General features: G+C 73.4%; 16 protein-coding genes. 9 read left to right on the forward strand and 7 right to left on the reverse strand.

What is annotated here, in order from left to right; all coding sequences use genetic code 11:
- Window positions 1-36: 36 nt before the first annotated feature.
- Entirely contained in the window at window positions 37-582 is a 546-nt protein-coding gene (locus tag J5Y05_RS05955) for a sigma-70 family RNA polymerase sigma factor (protein WP_210868795.1), read from the reverse strand.
- A 232-nt stretch (window positions 583-814) separates the two neighbouring features.
- On the opposite strand from J5Y05_RS05955, the gene J5Y05_RS05960 reads away from it, so the two are divergent.
- Entirely contained in the window at window positions 815-1963 is a 1149-nt protein-coding gene (locus J5Y05_RS05960; RefSeq protein WP_210868797.1) for a CapA family protein, read from the forward strand.
- Window positions 1964-1996: 33 nt separating this feature from the next.
- Here J5Y05_RS05960 and J5Y05_RS05965 read toward each other — a convergent pair whose 3' ends face one another.
- Window positions 1997-3439: an amino acid permease gene (locus tag J5Y05_RS05965; RefSeq protein WP_210868799.1), complete on the reverse strand. Its 1443-nt coding sequence runs from the start codon at window positions 3437-3439 to the stop codon at window positions 1997-1999.
- Window positions 3440-3680: 241 nt separating this feature from the next.
- On the opposite strand from J5Y05_RS05965, the gene J5Y05_RS05970 reads away from it, so the two are divergent.
- On the forward strand, window positions 3681-4523 hold the full coding sequence (locus tag J5Y05_RS05970; protein WP_210868800.1) for a polysaccharide deacetylase family protein: 843 nt from the start codon (window positions 3681-3683) through the stop codon (window positions 4521-4523).
- Window positions 4524-4556: 33 nt separating this feature from the next.
- Here the strand turns inward: J5Y05_RS05970 and J5Y05_RS05975 are convergent, their stop codons facing one another.
- Window positions 4557-5222 (reverse strand): class F sortase, encoded by a 666-nt coding sequence (locus tag J5Y05_RS05975; RefSeq protein ID WP_210868802.1) that lies wholly within the window; start codon window positions 5220-5222, stop codon window positions 4557-4559.
- Window positions 5223-5554: 332 nt separating this feature from the next.
- Between J5Y05_RS05975 and J5Y05_RS05980 the strand changes: the two genes are divergently transcribed.
- Window positions 5555-6052 (forward strand): hypothetical protein, encoded by a 498-nt coding sequence (locus J5Y05_RS05980; protein ID WP_210868804.1) that lies wholly within the window; start codon window positions 5555-5557, stop codon window positions 6050-6052.
- Between the two features lie 173 nt (window positions 6053-6225).
- Here the strand turns inward: J5Y05_RS05980 and J5Y05_RS05985 are convergent, their stop codons facing one another.
- From J5Y05_RS05985 to J5Y05_RS32165, 3 genes are all read right to left on the reverse strand, one after another.
- Window positions 6226-6750 (reverse strand): hypothetical protein, encoded by a 525-nt coding sequence (locus J5Y05_RS05985; protein ID WP_210868806.1) that lies wholly within the window; start codon window positions 6748-6750, stop codon window positions 6226-6228.
- 184 nt (window positions 6751-6934) lie between these two features.
- Window positions 6935-7699, reverse strand: a complete 765-nt coding sequence (locus tag J5Y05_RS05990; RefSeq protein WP_210868808.1) for a bestrophin-like domain — start codon at window positions 7697-7699, stop codon at window positions 6935-6937.
- 15 nt (window positions 7700-7714) lie between these two features.
- A complete protein-coding gene (locus tag J5Y05_RS32165) occupies window positions 7715-7846 on the reverse strand; it encodes a hypothetical protein (RefSeq protein WP_281730664.1) in 132 nt (43 codons plus the stop codon).
- A gap of 912 nt (window positions 7847-8758) precedes the next feature.
- Here J5Y05_RS32165 and J5Y05_RS06000 point away from each other — a divergent pair.
- The 3 genes from J5Y05_RS06000 (at window position 8759) to J5Y05_RS06010 (ending at window position 12942) form a co-directional block, all read left to right on the forward strand.
- The gene (locus J5Y05_RS06000; RefSeq protein WP_210869738.1) at window positions 8759-9670 is read left to right on the forward strand and encodes an SCO0930 family lipoprotein; all 912 of its coding nucleotides are present in this window, start codon (window positions 8759-8761) and stop codon (window positions 9668-9670) included.
- A 318-nt stretch (window positions 9671-9988) separates the two neighbouring features.
- Window positions 9989-10801: an SAM-dependent methyltransferase gene (locus J5Y05_RS06005; protein WP_210868812.1), complete on the forward strand. Its 813-nt coding sequence runs from the start codon at window positions 9989-9991 to the stop codon at window positions 10799-10801.
- A complete protein-coding gene (locus J5Y05_RS06010; RefSeq protein ID WP_210868814.1) occupies window positions 10798-12942 on the forward strand; it encodes a putative bifunctional diguanylate cyclase/phosphodiesterase in 2145 nt (714 codons plus the stop codon). The genes J5Y05_RS06005 and J5Y05_RS06010 overlap by 4 nt, the downstream gene beginning before the upstream one ends.
- Window positions 12943-13097: 155 nt before the next feature.
- On the opposite strand, the gene J5Y05_RS06015 is transcribed toward J5Y05_RS06010, so the two are convergent.
- A complete protein-coding gene (locus J5Y05_RS06015; protein ID WP_210868816.1) occupies window positions 13098-13982 on the reverse strand; it encodes a LysR family transcriptional regulator in 885 nt (294 codons plus the stop codon).
- Window positions 13983-14113: 131 nt separating this feature from the next.
- Here J5Y05_RS06015 and J5Y05_RS06020 point away from each other — a divergent pair, with 131 nt between their 5' ends.
- Genes J5Y05_RS06020 through J5Y05_RS06030 form a run of 3 tightly spaced genes read left to right on the forward strand, consistent with a single transcriptional unit; the run spans window position 14114 to window position 17483 of the window.
- A complete protein-coding gene (locus J5Y05_RS06020) occupies window positions 14114-14785 on the forward strand; it encodes a succinate dehydrogenase (RefSeq protein ID WP_210869739.1) in 672 nt (223 codons plus the stop codon).
- 2 nt (window positions 14786-14787) lie between these two features.
- Window positions 14788-16737, forward strand: coding sequence for a fumarate reductase/succinate dehydrogenase flavoprotein subunit (locus tag J5Y05_RS06025; protein ID WP_210868818.1), 1950 nt, complete (start codon window positions 14788-14790; stop codon window positions 16735-16737).
- On the forward strand, window positions 16734-17483 hold the full coding sequence (locus tag J5Y05_RS06030; protein ID WP_210868820.1) for a succinate dehydrogenase/fumarate reductase iron-sulfur subunit: 750 nt from the start codon (window positions 16734-16736) through the stop codon (window positions 17481-17483). Before J5Y05_RS06025 ends, J5Y05_RS06030 begins: the two co-directional genes overlap by 4 nt.
- Window positions 17484-17578 lie beyond the last annotated feature (95 nt).

The following is a 17578-nucleotide window of genomic DNA, read 5'->3' on the forward strand; positions in this document are numbered from 1 at the left end:
AAGGCGCTTTACGGAGGCTTGACCCGGCAGTCGGTTTCACCGCAGGTCGGCGGCGTATCCCGGCAGCACCCGGCGCAGGGCGCGCAGCGCGTAGTACGCGCGGGACTTCACGGTACCGGGCGGGATGCCGAGGGTCGCCGCGGCCTCCGCCACACTCGCCCCCTGGAAGTACACGAGCACCAGGACTTCACGGTGGCGCGGAGTGAGGGTCTTCACAGCCCGGCGTACGTCGAGGGCGGCGGCGGCCCGTTCGGCGTGGTCGGCCGAGACCCGGGCGTTCTCCAGCACCGCGTCGCCGACCTCGGCGGGCCGCGCCTGCCGGGCCCGGCGCGCGTCGATGGCGAGGCGCCGGGCGACGGTGAGCAGCCAGGGCCGTACGGAGTCGAAGTCGTCGGCGCGCAGGGCCTCGGGGTGCTGCCAGGCGCGGACCAGGGTCTCCTGCACGAGATCCTCGGCGCGCTGCCGGTCTCCGTCGCAGAGCCGCAGCAGCAGCGCGAAGAGCGGCCGGCCGTGCTCGCGCTGGAGGGCGGCGAGCTCGTGCTCGGCGGTGGTCAGGGTGGGGAGGGTGATTCCGGCCGTCATGGCCGTATGGCATCGCAGGGTGCCCTCCGGGGACAGGGCGCGCGCAGCGGCGTGCGACGGACGGTCGATCGCGTCGACGAACGGTTCGACGAACGGTCGGCGCACCCCGTTCGCGCACGCCGGTCGGGCTAATGAGCGTGTCGGTACCGCCGGTGACGGCGGGAGCCTCCTTACCTGTTCGTGCGTAAATGTGACTAGTTTTCGGTGAGTCCGACCACAGCGGAGTGAACGGATGATCACACGCAGCCGCCAGGTGGCCCTGGCCCTGACCGCCCTCCTCGCCGCCGGTGCCGCCTGCCAGGCGCGCGGACACCAGCCCGACGCCCGCCCCGCACCGCCCGCCGCGGACACCGGCGCCTTCACCCTGGTCGCCACCGGCGACGTCCTGCCGCACGACTCGGTCCTCGAACGGGCCCGCTTCGACGCGGGCGGCACCGGCCACGACTTCCGCCCCATGCTCGCCGGCGTCCGGCCCGTCGTCGCCGCCGCCGACCTCGCCCTGTGCCACCTGGACACCGTGTACGGCGCCGACGGCGACCACGCGGGCCGCCCGGCCTTCGGCTCCCCGCCGCAGATGGCCGAGGCGCTCGCCGCCACCGGCTACGACGGCTGTGCCACCGCCTCCGGCCACAGCCTCGACGACGGCGCCGAGGGCATCGCCCGCACCCTGGACGCCCTCGACCGGGCCGGCATCCGGCACGCCGGCACCGCCCGCACCGAGGCCGAGGCCCACACCGCCGGCGTCCTGCACGCGGGCACCGCCCAGGTCGCCCACCTCTCCTACACCACGCACACCGACGGTCACCCCCTGCCACCGGGCCGGCCCTGGGCCGTCGGCCTCCTCGACGAGGCGCGGATCATCGAGGACGCGCGGGCCGCCCGCGCCGCCGGAGCCGACGTCGTGGTCGTCTCCCTCCACTGGGGCACCGAGTGGCAGGACGAGCCCGACGAGCGGCAGGCCGCCCTCGCCCGCTCCCTCACCGCGGCCCGCTCCGGCACGCTCCCCGCCGTCGACCTGATCCTCGGCACCCACGCCCACGTCCCGCAGGCGTACGAGAAGGTCAACGGCACCTGGGTGGTCTACGGCATGGGCGACCAGATCGCCGGCGAGACGGCCGACGACCGGGGGCGGCGCGACCCGCGCGCCAACCAGTCCTCCCTCGCCCGCTTCACCTTCGCCCCGCCCGGGAAGCCGGGGGAGCGCTGGCGGGTGACCAGGGCCGAGTTCCTCCCGCTCCTCTTCGACGTGGACGCCGGCCGGGTGGTGGACCTCAACCGCGTCCTGGACGAGGGCGCCGACGTGCGCGCCGTGCGCGACCGCGTCCGCGACGTGGTGCTCGCCCGGGGCGCGGCGCGCGACGGACTCGTGATGGCGCGGTGACCGGCCCGGCCGGCCCACCCGGCGGGGAAGACGTCAGCCGCGGCCGGAACCGTCCGCCGCCCGCTGGGAACGCGCCAGTTCGGAGCGCCGGTAGGAGTAGGCGAAGTAGATCACCACACCGAGGGCGAACCAGACGGCGAACCGCACCCACGTCTGCCACTGGAGGAAGGTGATCAGCCAGACCGAGAAGACCACCCCCAGCGCCGGCACCACCGGCATCCACGGGGTACGGAAGGACCGCGGCAGGTCCGGCCGCCGGTAGCGCAGCACGATCACCGCCGTGCACACCACCACGAAGGCGAGCAGGATGCCGATGTTGGTCAGCTCGGCCGCCTCGCCGATCGGCAGGAAACCGGCGATCAGTGCCGACGCCGCCCCCACGATCCAGGTGACCCGGGTCGGCACGTGCCGCGTCGGGTGCGTCTTGGCGAACCACCTGGGCAGCAGCCCGTCCCGGCTCATGCTGAACCACACCCGGGTCACGCCCAGCATGAAGGTGAACATCACCGTCAGGATGCCGATGATGGCGCCCACCGCGATGACGTCGGCGAGACCGCCCAGCCCCACCGACTTGAACGCCGTCGAGAAGCCGCTCTCCTTGTCGATGCTCCGGTAGTCCTGCATGCCCGTCAGCACCAGGCAGGCCGCCACGTACAGCACCATCGAGATCACCAGCGAGTAGATGATCGCCTTCGGCATGTGCCGCTGCGCGTCCTTGGACTCCTCGGCCGCCGTCGACATGGCGTCGTAGCCGAAGACGGCGAAGAACACCGTCGCCGCGCCCGTGAACGCCCCGCCGACCCCGTAGGGGAAGAACGGGTCGTAGTGCGAGGTGTCGATGTGGAAGACGCCCACCGCGATCACCAGCAGCACCACCAGCACCTTGAGCACGACCACGACCATCTCGAACCGTGCCGCGTTGCGGATGCCGAGGGTCAGCAGATACGCGATCAGCAGGCAGAGCACCGCCGCGAACAGGTCGACCCGGTGCCCCTCGCCGGTGCCCGGGGCGCCCAGCATCCACCGCGGCAGGTCCACGCCCATCTCGCCGACCAGGAAGCCGAAGTAGCCGGAGATGCCGATGGCGACCACCGCCACGATCGCGGTGTACTCCAGCAGCAGGTCCCAGCCGATGAACCAGCCCGCGAACTCGCCGAGCACCACATAGCCGTACGTGTAGGCCGAACCGGCCTTCGGGATCATCCCGGCGAACTCCGCGTACGACAGCGCCGCCGCCGCGCTCGCCGCACCCGCGATCAGGAACGAGACCAGGACCGCCGGACCCGCGGTGCCGTTGGCGACCGTCCCGGCCAGGGTGAAGATGCCCGCCCCGATGATGCCGCCCACGCCGATCGCGGTGAGCTGCCACAGCCCGAGCGAACGCACCAGTCCGGTGCCCTCGCCCGCCTCCGTCTCCTCGATGCTCTCGATGGGTTTGCGCCGCAGGATGCCCTCGCCCATGCGGAGCCGGGCCATGCGCCTCACCTCTTCGTGGTCGGCAAACGGCTGACGGGGGATCAGGATGGCGCAGAGTGGCCGAGCGCGAAAGACGTTCCCCGCACCCGGCACGGGATCTCCGCACCGGCTCGCGCCGACCGCCCCGAGCCCCCTCGCGCGCGCCGGCGCGGGTCCGGCCGCTCGGCCGGGCGGGTGGAATCGCACCGCCGCCCCGGTGTTGCTCAGGTGCGCCGGTGTCCCCCCGGGCGAGTCATGAGACATGACGAAGGACCAGTTGCTCACACGGCGCCGGGCGCTCCTCGCCGGCGCGGCGGCGGTGACGGCCGCCGGCACCGCCGGGGCGCTCGCGCTGGGCCGGGGAGCGCCGCCCGCCCGGCCGCCCGTCTCCGCACCCGCCCCGGGCACCGTGCCGTCCCGCCCCCTGAAGCCCTCCGCCTACCGGCTCGACCCCCTCACCGGCTACGGCGCCCCCCGGCCCGCGCCCCACCGCCCCCCGGTGCGCAGCGAACCCCTGCTGAGCATGACCGGCCGCGGGCGCACCATGCTGCTCACCTTCGACGACGGCCCCCACCCCCGCTACACCCCCCAGATCCTGGACACGCTGGCCGAGTACGAGGTCCGCGCCACCTTCTTCGTCTGCGGGGAGATGGCCGAGGCGCACCCCGCCCTGGTGGCGCGGATGGCCGAGGACGGTCACATCGTCGGCAACCACACCTGGACCCACCCGCTCCTGACCAGCCTGCGGCACGGACGCATCCGCTCCGAGATGGAACGCACCAGCGAGATCGTCGAGAAGGTCTACGGGAAGCGCCCCCAGTGGTTCCGGGCGCCCTACGGGGCGTGGAACCGCTCCGTCTTCCAGCTCGGCGCCGACCTCGGCATGGAGCCGCTGGCCTGGACCGTGGACAGCCTCGACTGGACCACCCCCGGCACCGGCACCATCATCGAGCGGATCGAGAAAGGCGCCGCCCCCGGCGTCGTGGTGCTCTCGCACGACGCCGGGGGCGACCGTTCGCAGAGCGTCGACGCCCTGCGCTCCTACCTGCCGCGCCTGCTCGACTCCGGCTACCACCTCACCGTGCCCCGACGGCAGTTCACCTGACCCGCCGCCCGCCCGCCCGTCCGGCCGGACCGCTCAGCGGACCTCGACCAGGCGGGCGAAGGCGACGACGTTGCCCTCGTAGCCGTTCTGCTGGGAGAAGCCGCCGCCGCAGGTGATCACCCGCAGCTCCGGGGCGCCCTTGGAGGCGTAGACCCGGTCGCCGGGGAAGTCGTCCTTGGCGAACACCTCGATGCCGTAGATCTCGAACACCGCGGTCTTCCCGTCCTGCCGGGAGACCTCGACGCGGTTCCCCTTCTTGAGGGCCCCGAGGCCGTAGAAGACGGCGGGGCCCTGCTTGTTGTCGACGTGGCCGACGACGACCGAGGTGCCCTTCTCGCCGGGGGTGACGGCGCCCGAGAACCAGCCCGCCAGGTTCGGGTCCTCCGGCGGCGGGGCGTCCACCCAGCCGTCGGCGTCCAGACCGACCGGCATGACCGGCGCGTCGACCTGGATGGCGGGGATGGTGACCCGGTCGGGGAGCCCGTACGGCAGCGGGGCGGGCCCCGCGGCGGGGAGCAGGGCCTCGGCGGCGCGGGTGTCCGAGGCCGCCGCGGAGGCGGGCTGCGGCGGGCCCTCGTCGAACTCCCCGGAGCCGTTGCGGATGAGCGCGAGGCCGGTCAGCAGGACCAGCGCTATTACGCCCCAGGGGGCGCGCTTGCGCCGCCGCTCCTCCTCTTCGGCCAGCTCCGACGCAGACATTCGCCATCCCCTCTCGACCCGGCCGTCGCCGGGGCGTTCGCGCATACGAGAACGCTAAGCGCGGCGCACCCGGGCGGCGACGGGGGCGGATGCGAACGGGTGGCGTGCCCCCTCTTCCGCGCAGGCCACGGGATTTCCCCCGGCCGGACGCGGGTGACAGTGTGTGACCTGCGGTGATGACCGGCGGCGCGGTGCCCGCCCGGAACGCCGCTCACCAGGACGGACCAGCGCCGACATGCGGTGCGGTGCCCGGGAACTGAGGGTTTTGCCGAAGACGCTTACTCGCCGATCGACCGGGGACGGGTCCCGGGGCGTCTTTCGCGGAGGATCACATGCGCAAGACTCGTGCCCTGGCGGCTGCCGGAGCCGCGGTCGCCGTCCTCGGGCTGGCGGCACCCACGGCCACCGCCGGCGGCGACCACCACGACACCCCGAGCAACATCGTGGCGCTGCCCAGCGTCATCGCCCGCGGCGGCCAGCTCACCGTCACCGTGGACGGCTGCCCGCAGGGCGGCACGATGACCTCGGACGCCTTCCGGACCACCCATCTGACGCCGGTCCGGGGCGCCAACGAGACCTCCCGGGGCACCGCCACCATCGACGAGGACGCCCGTCCGGGCTCGTACGACATCACTGTCAACTGCTCGGGCCGGCGGCTGACCCGGCCGGCCGCCTTCACCGTCATCGGCGGGGTCCGCGGCGGTCTGGGCGGCAGCAGCATCACCGGCGCGACGCCCGCCGACATGGCGATCGGCGGCGGACTGGTGACCGCGGCCGTCGCCGGCGCCGGCCTGTTCTGGATGCGCCGCCGGGCCGAGCGGCGGATCTGAGCCCCGCCGCCGGCCCGTACGGCCCGGCCCCCGGGGAGGCGGGCCCGCGGGCTTCTTCCCTCCGGAACGCGGACCGGTGTCGCACGGCCGGTCCGTCCCACCCCGCCCCGCACGGCGCTTCGCCCGGACCTCCCCGAGGGGTCCGGGCGAACGCCGTCCGGGTCCGGGCGCCGTCAGGAGCCGTCCCCGGCGGAGCGGCGGCGGGTGAGGCGGTGGGCGGCGCCGAGCGAGCCCGCCACGAGCAGCGCGCCCAGGCCGATCCGGGCCGGGTCGAGGCCGGCGATGCTGCCGCCCTCGCCCGCGTGCACGCCCTTGGGGTGGTGCGTCGGCGACGGCGGATAGGTGTGGCCGCCGCCCGCGATCGTGATCCGGGTGGTGCCGCGCGCGCCGTCACAGGTGAACGTGACCTCGTAACTCGTTCCGGGCCGCGCGTCCCGGTAGACCACGGCCTTCGCCGAGGACTCGGTGCGCGGGATGGTCACCGTGTCGAACACCCGGGACTCCACCGTCGCCCGGCCCCGGCAGCCGCCCCGGTCGCGTTCCACGCGCAGGGTGACCTCCCCGCCGGGCGCGACGGTGGCCGGATGGACGCTGAAGCCGAACGGCGTGACGCCGCCGCCGGCTCCGGCGGCCGGGGCGCAGGAAGCGAGGACGCCGGCGCCCAGCAGGGCGGCCGAGGCGACGGGTAGCGCGCGCATGGTGAGCCTCCGGGGGTCGAGGAGTGGCCGCGGACCTCTTCCGCTCGCGCCGGGAAAGCACCTCGATGCCCGAAACGCTAGGAAGACACGCCGGGTGGCGCGATTCCAGTCGCGCGAACGGGTCAACCGGGTGGGCCGCGCGGGGGACGCGGCCCGCCCCGTCCGGCCGGATCACCCCCTCCGGTCAGCCCCCGGCGCCCGGGAACAGGTTCAGGAACGGCTCCGTCGTCGCGGCGACGCCCCGGCTGTAGGGCGCGTCGAAGTCCCAGATCAGGAAGAGCAGGAAGGCGATCAGCGCGGAGAACAGCCCGGCGAGCACGAGTTCGCGGGCCGTGCGCCGGATCTGGAGCGCGAAGACCATCCCGACGGTGATGACCGCGCCCACGATCAGCCCGAACCACACCACCCCCGGCATGGTGGCCCCGGTCGCGTCGGCACGGGCGTTGCGTGCCTGGTCCGCCGCGGCGACCTGGTCGACGAGCGGCTGGTACGCCTGGGCCTCGAAGTCGTTCTTCGGCTCGTAGTCGGTGACGTCCGCGCGGACCCGGGCGAGGAGTTCGGTGCCGCGCTCGGTCAGCCGGTCCTCGTCGGCCATGGTCTTCCACTCGGTGGTCACCACGTGTCCGACATAGGCGTCGACATCCGCGCGGATGCGGTCGCGGACCTCGGGCGGATAGATCCGGACCCGCTCGGAGACCTCGTGCAGCGCGACGGCCTCTGCCTGTACGTGGTCCTCGGCGGCGCTGCGCGCCTCCCAGACCCCGGCGATGGCCAGGCCCAGGACGATGGCGTACACGACACCGATCCACATGGTCATGTACTCGATGACGTCGGGGGTCTCGGTGATGTCCTCGTCGTCGGAGGCGGTGCGCTGCCGCAGCAGGGTGACGATGATGACGACAACCCCGGCGGCCAGCATCGCGAGGGTCAGAACAAGCCATTCCGGCACGGATTCCTCCAGGGGTCAGCGGGCGCGCAGCGCGGCGACGGCGACCACCGCGGGCACCGTGATGAGCAGGACGAAGACGACGGGCGAGGTGGCCCCGCGCGGGGAGCGCCGCGGCGCCGGGGCGGCCCGGTGGCGCGGGTAGTGCACCGGCGTCAGCGAGGGGCGGGGCGCCGGTGCGGCCGACGGGACGGACGACGGCGCCGGACTTGGCGGCGCGGGCGGGGGAGGCGGCTCCGTCCGGGGCGGGGCGGGCCGCTCCGGGACGGGCCGGGGCGGCGCGGGCGGTTTCGCCGCGGGCGGCGGCGTGGGCGTGGGCGTCGGTGCGGGCGCCGGCTTCGGAGGCACCGGCTTCGGTTCGGGCGGGGGAGGCGGCGGCGGGGGTGGGGGTGGAGGTGGCGGAGGAGGAGTCGGGGTGGGCGTCGGCGTCGGCGCGGGGCACGGCGGGAAACCGGGCCACGGGGGGCTCCCGGCGACCGCCACCGCCTCGGTGCCGCCGGGGCCGGTCACGGCCCACGCGCAGGCGTCGGCCCGCGCCGGATCGGCGGGGGCGCCGGCGAACGCGAACACCAGCGTCACCAGGGTCAACGCCCGTAAGGCGGCGGGGGATCGGGGCGATTCGGGTGCAGGCACGACGCAGATCATGGAGGGCGCCGGGCCGGGCCGCGCCGGAGTACCCGGCGATTGCCCCTAATGAGGGAACCTGCCCCGCCCCCGGTTTGCGGCCCGCCCACCCCGCCGCACCGACACCCGCACCCACGTCCCTCGTACCCGCGTACGAACGAGGGGCGCGCGGGGGGACGCGGGCGCCCGGCGCATCAGTGGGGGCGCCCGGCGCATCAGCGGGCGGCGCCCGCGTATCGGCAGGGTCGCCAGGGCGGCGGGTCGGCCGAGTGGCGGGTCGCCGGGACGGCGGCCCGACCGGACGGCGGCCCGGCAGCGCGGCGGGCCGAAAGAAATCCTCGCCGGAGTTGAACACAACCGGCACCCGTGTGCGTACCCAGGGTCGTGCCGCGGCGCAGCAGGGCGCTGCAACACCTTTGCGATGATCGGGGATTGACGATGAAGACCTCCTGGCGGAGCGCCTCGCTCGCGGCGATCGCCGTGTCGGTGCTGGCGCTGACGACGGCCTGCGGCCAGGACGGCGGCGGTGCCGCCCAGAGCGTGGGCGCCACGGCGGCCCCCGGCGACGTCGGCGAGATCGGCACGGGCGCCGGGATCGGCGCGAGCGCGCCGGCCGAGGCGAGCCCGGCCGTGCCCGCCGGAAAGCTGTCCGTCTCCACGGACGCCGTGATCGGCAAGCTGGTCACCGACGGCACCGGCCACACCCTCTACCGGTTCGACCAGGACACCGCCAAGCCGCCCAAGACGACGTGCGAGGCCGACTGCGCCACCGCCTGGCCGCCCGTCGCCGCCGACGACGCCCTCGCCGGCGAGGGCATCGACAAGGCGCTGCTCGGCGAGGTCACCCGCGCCGACGGCACCAAGCAGCTCACCATCGCCGGCTGGCCCGCGTACCGCTACGCCAAGGACGGCGCCGCCGGCGACGTCAAGGGCCAGGGCGTCAACGACAAGTGGTTCGCGCTCGCCCCCGACGGCAAGAAGGCCAAGGCCCCCGGGCTCTCCACCCGTAAGGACCCGAAGCTGGGCGAGATCGTCGTCGACAAGAACGGCATGACCGTCTACCGCTTCATGAAGGACGAGGCGTGGCCCAAGCCGGTCTCGGCGTGCACCGGGGAGTGCCTGGAGAAGTGGCCGGTCGTCGCTCCCGTCGAGGAGGGCGACACCAAGGGCGTCGTGAAGAAGAACCTGATGACCTTCACCCGGCCCGACGGCGCCAACCAGCAGACGGTGAGCTGCTGGCCCATCTACACCTTCGTCGGTGACGAGAAGCCCGGCGACACCAACGGCCAGGGTGTCGGCGGCACGTGGTACGCCGTCGCCCCGGACGGAAAGCCGGTCGGCGCTCCGTAGCGGGACGACGGCTCCCCTCCCCGGGGCCGACGCGGCGCCCGCCCCGACACCACCGCCCACGCGAAGGGAGGTCCGAGGCGGGCGGCAGCACCACAGCACCACCGGGCGTACGACCTTTGGGCCGCCCCCACCGCCGACCGGCGGCGGGGGCGGCCCGTTTCACATGCCTTTGCCACGCCTTGCCCCAGGATGGCGCGGGGCACGTGCCGGGGGCAGTGACCGGGAACGGACGGTCAATTTCCGTTTGGGCTCGCCCCTTTGGCGGACGATCAGTAGCCTCGGCTCGAACACCGGATCGCCTATGCCTTGGAGAGCTGGATGGAGCGTCCCGCCTGGGCCCCTCGGAGCATCGACATCACGGTGCCGAGCGTGTCCCGCATCTACGACTTCTACCTGGGCGGTTCGCACAACTTCGAGGTCGACCGCGAAGCCGCCCGCAAGGCGATGGAGTTCCTGCCGGGACTTCCCGGGATCATGCGGGCCAACCGGGCGTTCTTACGGCGGGCCGTGCGCTACGCCGCCGAGGAGGAGGGCATAGCCCAGTTCCTCGACATCGGCTCCGGCATCCCCACCTTCGGCAACGTGCACGAGGTGGCCCAGCGCAGCCGGCCCGGCGCGCGCGTGGTCTACGTCGACCACGACCCGGTGGCCGTCGCGCACAGCCAGGCGGTCCTGGCCGGGAACGAGGACGCGGACGTCGTCGCCGCCGACCTCCGCAAACCCGCGGAGATCCTCTCCAGCGCCCCGGTGGAGCGGCTCCTCGACCTGAACCGGCCGGTGGCGCTCCTGCTCGTCGCGGTACTGCACTTCGTGGAAGACGCGGACGACCCGTACGCGGCCGTCGCCGGGCTGCGCGACGCGCTCGCCCCCGGCAGCCTGCTCGTCCTCACCCACGCCTCCTTCGACGGTGCCCCGTCGCTCGCCGCGCGCGGCGACGGCGCCGCAGGCGTGTACCGGGACATCCGCAACCCGCTGATCATGCGCTCGCGCGAGGACGTCGCGCGGTTCTTCGAGGGGTACGACATGGTGGAGCCCGGAGTGGTGGCGATGGGGCGGTGGCGGCCCGAGGCGGCGGAGGACGACGACCCGTACGCGTTCTCCGGCCTCGCCGGCGTGGGGCGTACAGCATGACCGCGGAGCCGGGCGGGCCGGAGGACAGACTGCGCCGGTTCGCGACGATCTGGAGCCGCGCGGTCTACCCGGTGGCCTCCACCTCGTCCACCCGGCCGGAGTTCGAGCGGGAACTGCTGCCGCTGGCCCGCCGGCTGCGCGAGGTCCTGCGGGCCCGCGGCTTCGACGCGCCCGAGGCCCGCGCGGTCGGCGCCGCCCTCGTCGACGCCCACTGCACCGACCCCGACACCCTCGCCCGCACGCTGGACTGCGTCGACGCCTACCTGGTGCTGTACTGCGCGGAGGAAGGCGACCCCGAGCACCTGCGGGCCCGTTCGGCCCGGTTGCAGCACGCCGTGGCGGCCGGGTTCGCCGCCGCGCTGCGCGAGAGGACCCTGGCCGAACAGGAGGCGATCGCCCAGGCCGCGCTGAAGGCGCAGGGCGTGGTGGCCGAGGCGCTGCACGCCAGCGAGGCCCGCTTCCGGGCGGTCTTCGAGGGCGCGGCCATAGGCATCGGCATCGCCGACCTGGAGGGCAACATCCTCCAGGTCAACGGGGCGCTCACCCGCATGTTCGGCCTCAGCGACACGGGGCTGCGCGCCCGCCGGGTCCGCGACTGGACCCACCCCGACGACGCCCCGCAGACCTGGCGGCTCCACGACGAGCTGGTGCGCGGCGAACGCGAGCATTACCACGTGGAGAAGGCTTTCTACCGGCCCGACGGCACCGTCCTGTGGACCAACCTCACCGTCTCCCTGCTGCGCGACGCCGACGGCAGCCCGCAGTACCAGCTCGCGCTGATGGAGGACACCACCGAACGCCGGCTGCTCAACCTGCGGCTGCGCTACGAGGCCACGCACGACGCGCTGACCGGCCTGCCCAACCGCAGCTTCTTCTTCGAACGCCTGGAGAAGGCCCTCGCGGCCGGCCCCGGCCACCGCTTCGGCCTGTGCTACCTCGACCTCGACGGTTTCAAGACCGTCAACGACAGCCTCGGCCACGCGGCCGGCGACCGGCTGCTGGTCGAGGTCGCCGACCGGCTCCAGGCGTGCGCCACCGCGCCCGGCGAGATGGTGGCCCGCCTCGGCGGCGACGAGTTCGTCGCCCTCACCGCCGGACCCGACACCGGGCCCGGCGTCGACGCCCTCGCCACCCGCATCATGAACGCGCTGCTGGCGCCGATCAGCGTCGACGGCCGGGAGCTGACCGTGCGCGGCAGCATCGGCGTCGTCGAGGGACCGGCGGGGGAGCGCAGCCCGGCGGAGGTGCTGCGCAGCGCCGACATCACCATGTACCGGGCCAAGTCGGCCGGCGGCAACCGCTACGAGCTGGCCGACCCGGAGGCCGACGCGCGGGTCATCACCCGGCACGGACTGACCACCGCGCTCCCGGCGGCGCTGGAGCGGGGCGAGTTCTTCATCGAGTACCAGCCGCTGGTGCACCTCGGCGACGGCGGGGTGCGCGGCGCCGAGGCGCTGGTGCGCTGGCTGCACCCGCAGCACGGGGTGCTCGGCCCCGACCGGTTCATCCCGCTCGCCGAGCACACCGGACTGATCGTGCCGCTCGGGCGCTGGGTGCTGGAGCAGTCCGTACGCCAGGCCCGCACCTGGCGGGAGCGGTACGGCACCGGCGGGGCGCCCGCCCCGCTGCGCATCAACGTCAACCTCTCGCCCTGCCAGCTCACGCACCCCGGGCTGGTGCGGGACACCGTGGAGATCCTGGAGCGGGCGGGCGTCGAACCCGACGCGCTCTGCCTGGAGGTGACCGAGTCGGCGCTGATCGGCGCCGACGACGACCTGCTCAAGCCGCTGCGCCGGCTCGCCGAGATGGGCGTCGACATCGCCCTGGACGACTTCGGCACCGGCTACTCCAACCTGGCCAACCTGCGCCGGCTGCCGGTGAGCATCCTCAAGCTGGACCGCTCCTTCACCCAGAGCATGCAGCGGTTCCCGGCCGACCCCGTCGACCTCAAGATCGTCGAGGGGATCGTGGCGCTCGCCCACAGCCTGGACCTCACGGTGACCGTGGAGGGCGTCGAGACCGGCGCGCAGGCCGAGCAACTGCGGGTCCTGGGCTGTGACACGGCCCAGGGCTGGTACTACGCCCGTCCCGGCCCGCCGGAACGGCTGCACGACCTGGCCCTGGTCGACGCGACGGCCTGACCACCGGGTCCCGCGGGGCCCGACCGCCCGGTCGTGCGGGCCCTGACCGCCGGGTCCCGCGCGGCCGGGGCGTCCGGTCGCGCGGGACCCGGTCCCCACGGCGCCGCCACGCCGGGGGGGCCGGGGCCCCGCGCCGCCCGCCCGGCCCGGCGGGGTCAGCGTTCGAGCAGCATCCGCTGGAGCTCCCGGGCCGCGCGCGGCGGTGCCACGTCGCTGCGGTGGGCCAGCGCGATCGTCCGGTACAGCCCCGGCCGGGCCAGCGGGGTGACCCGCAGCCCCCGCCCCGCGCGGGTGGCCACCATCCGCGGCACCACCGCCACCCCGAGCCCCGCCCGGACGAAGCCCAGCACCGCGTCCATCTCCCCGCCCTCCACCGCGAAGTCCGGCTCGAAGCCCTCCGCGCGGCACGCCGCCACGGTCAGTTCCCGCAGGTCGTAGCCGTGCCGGAACATCACCATGCGCTCGCCCTCCAGATCGGCGATCCGCACCGCCCGCCGCCCCGCCCCGGGCGCCGGCGCCTCCGGCGACGACACCACCACCAGGTCCTCCCGCAGCAGCTCCACCGTGGTCAGCGCGGGGGACGCGGTCGGCAGCGGCAGGACCACCAGCGCCAGGTCGAGCGCCCCCCGGGCCAGCCCCCGCACCAGGTCGTGGGAGCCGCCCTCCTCGATCAGCAGGCGGATACCGGGATAGCGGTCGTGGAAGGCGCGGAGCACGTCCGGCAGCAGACCCGTGCACAGGCTCGGGGTGGCCCCCAGCCGCACCCGGCCCCGCCGCAACTGCACCAGTTCCTGCACCTCGTACCGGGCGGTGTCCGCGTCGGCGAGGATGCGCCGGGCCAGCGGCAGCAGCGCCTCCCCGGCGTCCGTGAGCGTGATGTTGCCCCGCGCCCGCAGGAAGAGATCGGCGCCCAACTCCCGCTCCAGCGCCTTGATCTGCTGCGACAGCGAGGGCTGCGCCACGTGCACGGCCTCCGCCGCCCGCGTGAAGTGCCGGGTCTCGGCCACCGCCACGAAGTACTGGAGCTGCTGCAACTGCATACCGCAATCATACGTTGCTGATAGGAAAGCCCTATGGAAACGACCGGGACCATGTCTTGGACCGATAGGCCCTGGTGCCCGTAACGTCCTGTGACATGGCTCTGGCAACGCGGACGGACCGACGGCCGTCCATGGCGCGCACCGTGTGGGACTCGACCGTCGGCAAGAAGACGGTGATGGCGGTCAGCGGACTCGTCATGCTCCTCTACCTGGTCGCCCACATGATCGGGAACCTGAAGATCTACTTCGGCGCCGAGGAGTTCAACCGCTACGCCCACTGGCTGCGCACGCTCGGCGAGCCGATCATGCACTACGAGTGGACCCTGTGGCTGGTCCGCGTCGTCCTGGTCGTCGCCGTGGTCGCGCACGCCGTCTCCGCGTACCAGCTCAGCCGCCGGGACATCAAGGCCCGGCCCAGCAAGTACGTGCACAAGAAGGCGCGGGCGAGCTACGCCACGCGCACCATGCGCTGGGGCGGGATCATCCTCGGCCTCTTCATCGTGTGGCACATCCTCGACCTGACCACCGGCACCGTGCACACCGGCGGCTTCGAGGCCGGCAAGCCCTACCAGAACGTCGTGGACACCTTCTCCACCTGGTACGGCAACGTCATCTACCTCGTCGCCATGCTCGCGCTCGGCCTGCACATCCGGCACGGCTTCTGGAGCGCCGCCCAGACCCTCGGCGCCGGCAGCCGCACCCGCGACCGCGCCCTGAAGACCGTCGCCAACGTCCTCGCGCTGCTGCTCACGGCCGGTTTCATCGCCGTGCCCGTGGGCGTCATGACCGGAGTGGTGAGCTGAAGATGACTTCCTACGCCGACTACACGACCGGTGCCCCGGTCACCGACACCAAGGCCCCCGGCGGACCGATCAACGAGCGCTGGGACACGCGCCGCTTCGAGGCGAAGCTGGTCAACCCCGCCAACCGGCGCAAGCAGACCGTCATCGTCGTCGGCACCGGGCTCGCCGGCGGCTCCGCCGGTGCCACCCTCGCCGAACAGGGCTACCACGTCGTCCAGTTCTGCTACCAGGACTCCCCGCGCCGCGCCCACTCCATCGCCGCGCAGGGCGGCATCAACGCCGCGAAGAACTACCGCAACGACGGCGACTCGATCCACCGCCTCTTCTACGACACCGTCAAGGGCGGCGACTTCCGCTCCCGCGAGTCCAACGTGCACCGGCTGGCGCAGATCTCCGTGGAGATCATCGACCAGTGCGTGGCGCAGGGCGTGCCCTTCGCCCGCGAGTACGGCGGCCTGCTCGACACCCGCTCCTTCGGCGGCGTCCAGGTCTCGCGCACCTTCTACGCCCGCGGCCAGACGGGCCAGCAGCTCCTGCTCGGCGCCTACCAGGCGCTGTCCCGGCAGATCGCGGCCGGCACCATCGAGATGCACGCCCGCACCGAGATGCTCGACCTGATCGTCGTCGACGGCCGGGCCCGCGGCATCGTCGCCCGCGACCTGGTCACCGGCAAGATCGACACCTACTTCGCGGACGCCGTGGTCCTCGCCACCGGCGGCTACGGCAACGTCTTCTACCTGTCGACGAACGCCATGAACTCCAACGCGACCGCCGTCTGGCGGGCGCACCGGCGCGGCGCCTACTTCGCCAACCCCTGCTTCACCCAGATCCACCCCACCTGCATCCCGCGCACCGGCGACCACCAGTCCAAGCTGACGCTGATGAGCGAGTCGCTGCGCAACGACGGCCGTATCTGGGTGCCGAAGCGCAAGGGCGACGACCGGCCGCCGAACGAGATCCCCGAGGACGAGCGCGACTACTACCTGGAGCGCATCTACCCCTCCTTCGGCAACCTCGTCCCCCGCGACATCGCCTCCCGCGCCGCGAAGAACGTCTGCGACGAGGGCCGCGGCGTCGGCCCCGGCGGCCAGGGCGTCTACCTGGACTTCGCCGACGCCATCGCGCGGATGGGCCGCGAGGCGGTCGAGGCCAAGTACGGCAACCTCTTCGACATGTACCAGCGCATCACCGACGAGGACCCCTACCGGGTGCCGATGCGCATCTACCCCGCCGTGCACTACACGATGGGCGGGCTCTGGGTCGACTACGACCTCCAGACCACCGTCCCCGGCCTCTTCGCCATCGGCGAGGCCAACTTCTCCGACCACGGGGCCAACCGGCTCGGCGCCTCCGCGCTGATGCAGGGCCTGGCCGACGGCTACTTCGTGCTGCCGGCCACCATCAACGACTACCTGGCCCGCAACCCGCACAAGGACGAGGTGGACACCTCCCACCCCCAGGTGCAGGAGGTGCTGGCCGAGACCGAGGACCGGCTCAACCTGCTGCTGTCCGTCGACGGCGACCGCACCCCGGACTCCTTCCACCGCCAGATCGGCGAGCTGATGTGGGAGTTCTGCGGGATGGCGCGTACCGAGTCCGGTCTGCGCAAGGCCCTGGAGTCGCTCCCGGCGATCCGCGAGGAGTTCTGGCGCCGCATCAAGGTGCCGGGCACCGGCGAGGAGTTCAACCAGTCGCTGGAGAAGGCCAACCGCATCGTCGACTACCTGGAGCTGGCCGAGCTGATGTGCCTCGACGCCCTGCACCGCTCCGAGTCCTGCGGCGGTCACTTCCGCGAGGAGTCCCAGACCGCCGACGGCGAGGCCGAGCGCAGGGACGACCGGTTCTCCTACGCCGCCGCCTGGGAGTTCACGGGTACGGGCGAGGCCCCGGCCCTGCACAAGGAAGACCTGGTCTTCGAGTACGTCCACCCCACTCAGCGGAGCTACGCATGAAGCTCACCCTGCGCGTCTGGCGGCAGAAGAACGCCGGCGCCGACGGTGCCATGTCCACGTACGAGGTGGACGGCATCTCGCCCGACATGTCCTTCCTGGAGATGCTCGACACCCTCAACGAGGAGCTGATCCTCAAGGGCGAGGACCCGGTCGCCTTCGACCACGACTGCCGTGAGGGCATCTGCGGCGCGTGCTCGCTCGTCATCAACGGCGACGCGCACGGCCCCGAGCGCACCACCACCTGCCAGTTGCACATGCGGTCCTTCTCGGACGGCGACACGATCGACATCGAGCCGTGGCGGGCCTCCGCCTTCCCGGTCGTGAAGGACCTCGTCGTCGACCGCTCGTCCTTCGACCGCATCATCCAGGCCGGCGGCTACGTCTCCGTGCCGACCGGTGCCGCGCCGGAGGCCCACGCCACGCCGGTGCCGAAGCCGGACGCCGACTTCGCCTTCGAGCACGCCGAGTGCATCGGCTGCGGCGCCTGCGTCGCGGCCTGCCCGAACGGCGCGGCGATGCTCTTCACCTCCGCGAAGATCAACCACCTCAACGTGCTCCCGCAGGGCGCCCCCGAGCGGGAGACCCGGGTGCTCGACATGGTGGCGCAGATGGACGAGGAGGGCTTCGGCGGCTGCACCCTCGCCGGGGAGTGCGCCACCGCCTGCCCGAAGGGCATCCCGCTCATGTCCATCACCAGCATGAACAAGGAGTGGCTGCGCGCCACCCGCAAGGTGGCCAAGCGCTAGGTGTACTGACCCTCAGCGCTGTTGACGCGGGCCCCAGCCCCCGGGGCCACGACAGTCGTTCGCCGGGAAGGTGCGGACGGGCGGGGCCGGGTGTG

It is taken from the genome of Streptomyces tagetis, assembly GCF_018069565.1.
GTDB classification, from domain to species: Bacteria; Actinomycetota; Actinomycetes; order Streptomycetales; family Streptomycetaceae; genus Streptomyces; species Streptomyces tagetis.

Excerpts from the sequence above, each read along its gene's own strand:
- J5Y05_RS05955 (WP_210868795.1), bottom strand. The coding sequence starts at position 582 with ATGACGGCCGGAATCACCCTCCCCACCCTGACCACCGCCGAGCACGAG.
- J5Y05_RS05960 (WP_210868797.1), top strand. The coding sequence starts at position 815 with ATGATCACACGCAGCCGCCAGGTGGCCCTGGCCCTGACCGCCCTCCTC.
- J5Y05_RS05965 (WP_210868799.1), bottom strand. The coding sequence starts at position 3,439 with ATGGCCCGGCTCCGCATGGGCGAGGGCATCCTGCGGCGCAAACCCATC.
- J5Y05_RS05970 (WP_210868800.1), top strand. The coding sequence starts at position 3,681 with ATGACGAAGGACCAGTTGCTCACACGGCGCCGGGCGCTCCTCGCCGGC.
- J5Y05_RS05975 (WP_210868802.1), bottom strand. The coding sequence starts at position 5,222 with ATGTCTGCGTCGGAGCTGGCCGAAGAGGAGGAGCGGCGGCGCAAGCGC.
- J5Y05_RS05980 (WP_210868804.1), top strand. The coding sequence starts at position 5,555 with ATGCGCAAGACTCGTGCCCTGGCGGCTGCCGGAGCCGCGGTCGCCGTC.
- J5Y05_RS05985 (WP_210868806.1), bottom strand. The coding sequence starts at position 6,750 with ATGCGCGCGCTACCCGTCGCCTCGGCCGCCCTGCTGGGCGCCGGCGTC.
- J5Y05_RS06000 (WP_210869738.1), top strand. The coding sequence starts at position 8,759 with ATGAAGACCTCCTGGCGGAGCGCCTCGCTCGCGGCGATCGCCGTGTCG.
- J5Y05_RS06005 (WP_210868812.1), top strand. The coding sequence starts at position 9,989 with ATGGAGCGTCCCGCCTGGGCCCCTCGGAGCATCGACATCACGGTGCCG.
- J5Y05_RS06010 (WP_210868814.1), top strand. The coding sequence starts at position 10,798 with ATGACCGCGGAGCCGGGCGGGCCGGAGGACAGACTGCGCCGGTTCGCG.
- J5Y05_RS06015 (WP_210868816.1), bottom strand. The coding sequence starts at position 13,982 with ATGCAGTTGCAGCAGCTCCAGTACTTCGTGGCGGTGGCCGAGACCCGG.
- J5Y05_RS06020 (WP_210869739.1), top strand. The coding sequence starts at position 14,114 with ATGGCGCGCACCGTGTGGGACTCGACCGTCGGCAAGAAGACGGTGATG.
- J5Y05_RS06025 (WP_210868818.1), top strand. The coding sequence starts at position 14,788 with ATGACTTCCTACGCCGACTACACGACCGGTGCCCCGGTCACCGACACC.
- J5Y05_RS06030 (WP_210868820.1), top strand. The coding sequence starts at position 16,734 with ATGAAGCTCACCCTGCGCGTCTGGCGGCAGAAGAACGCCGGCGCCGAC.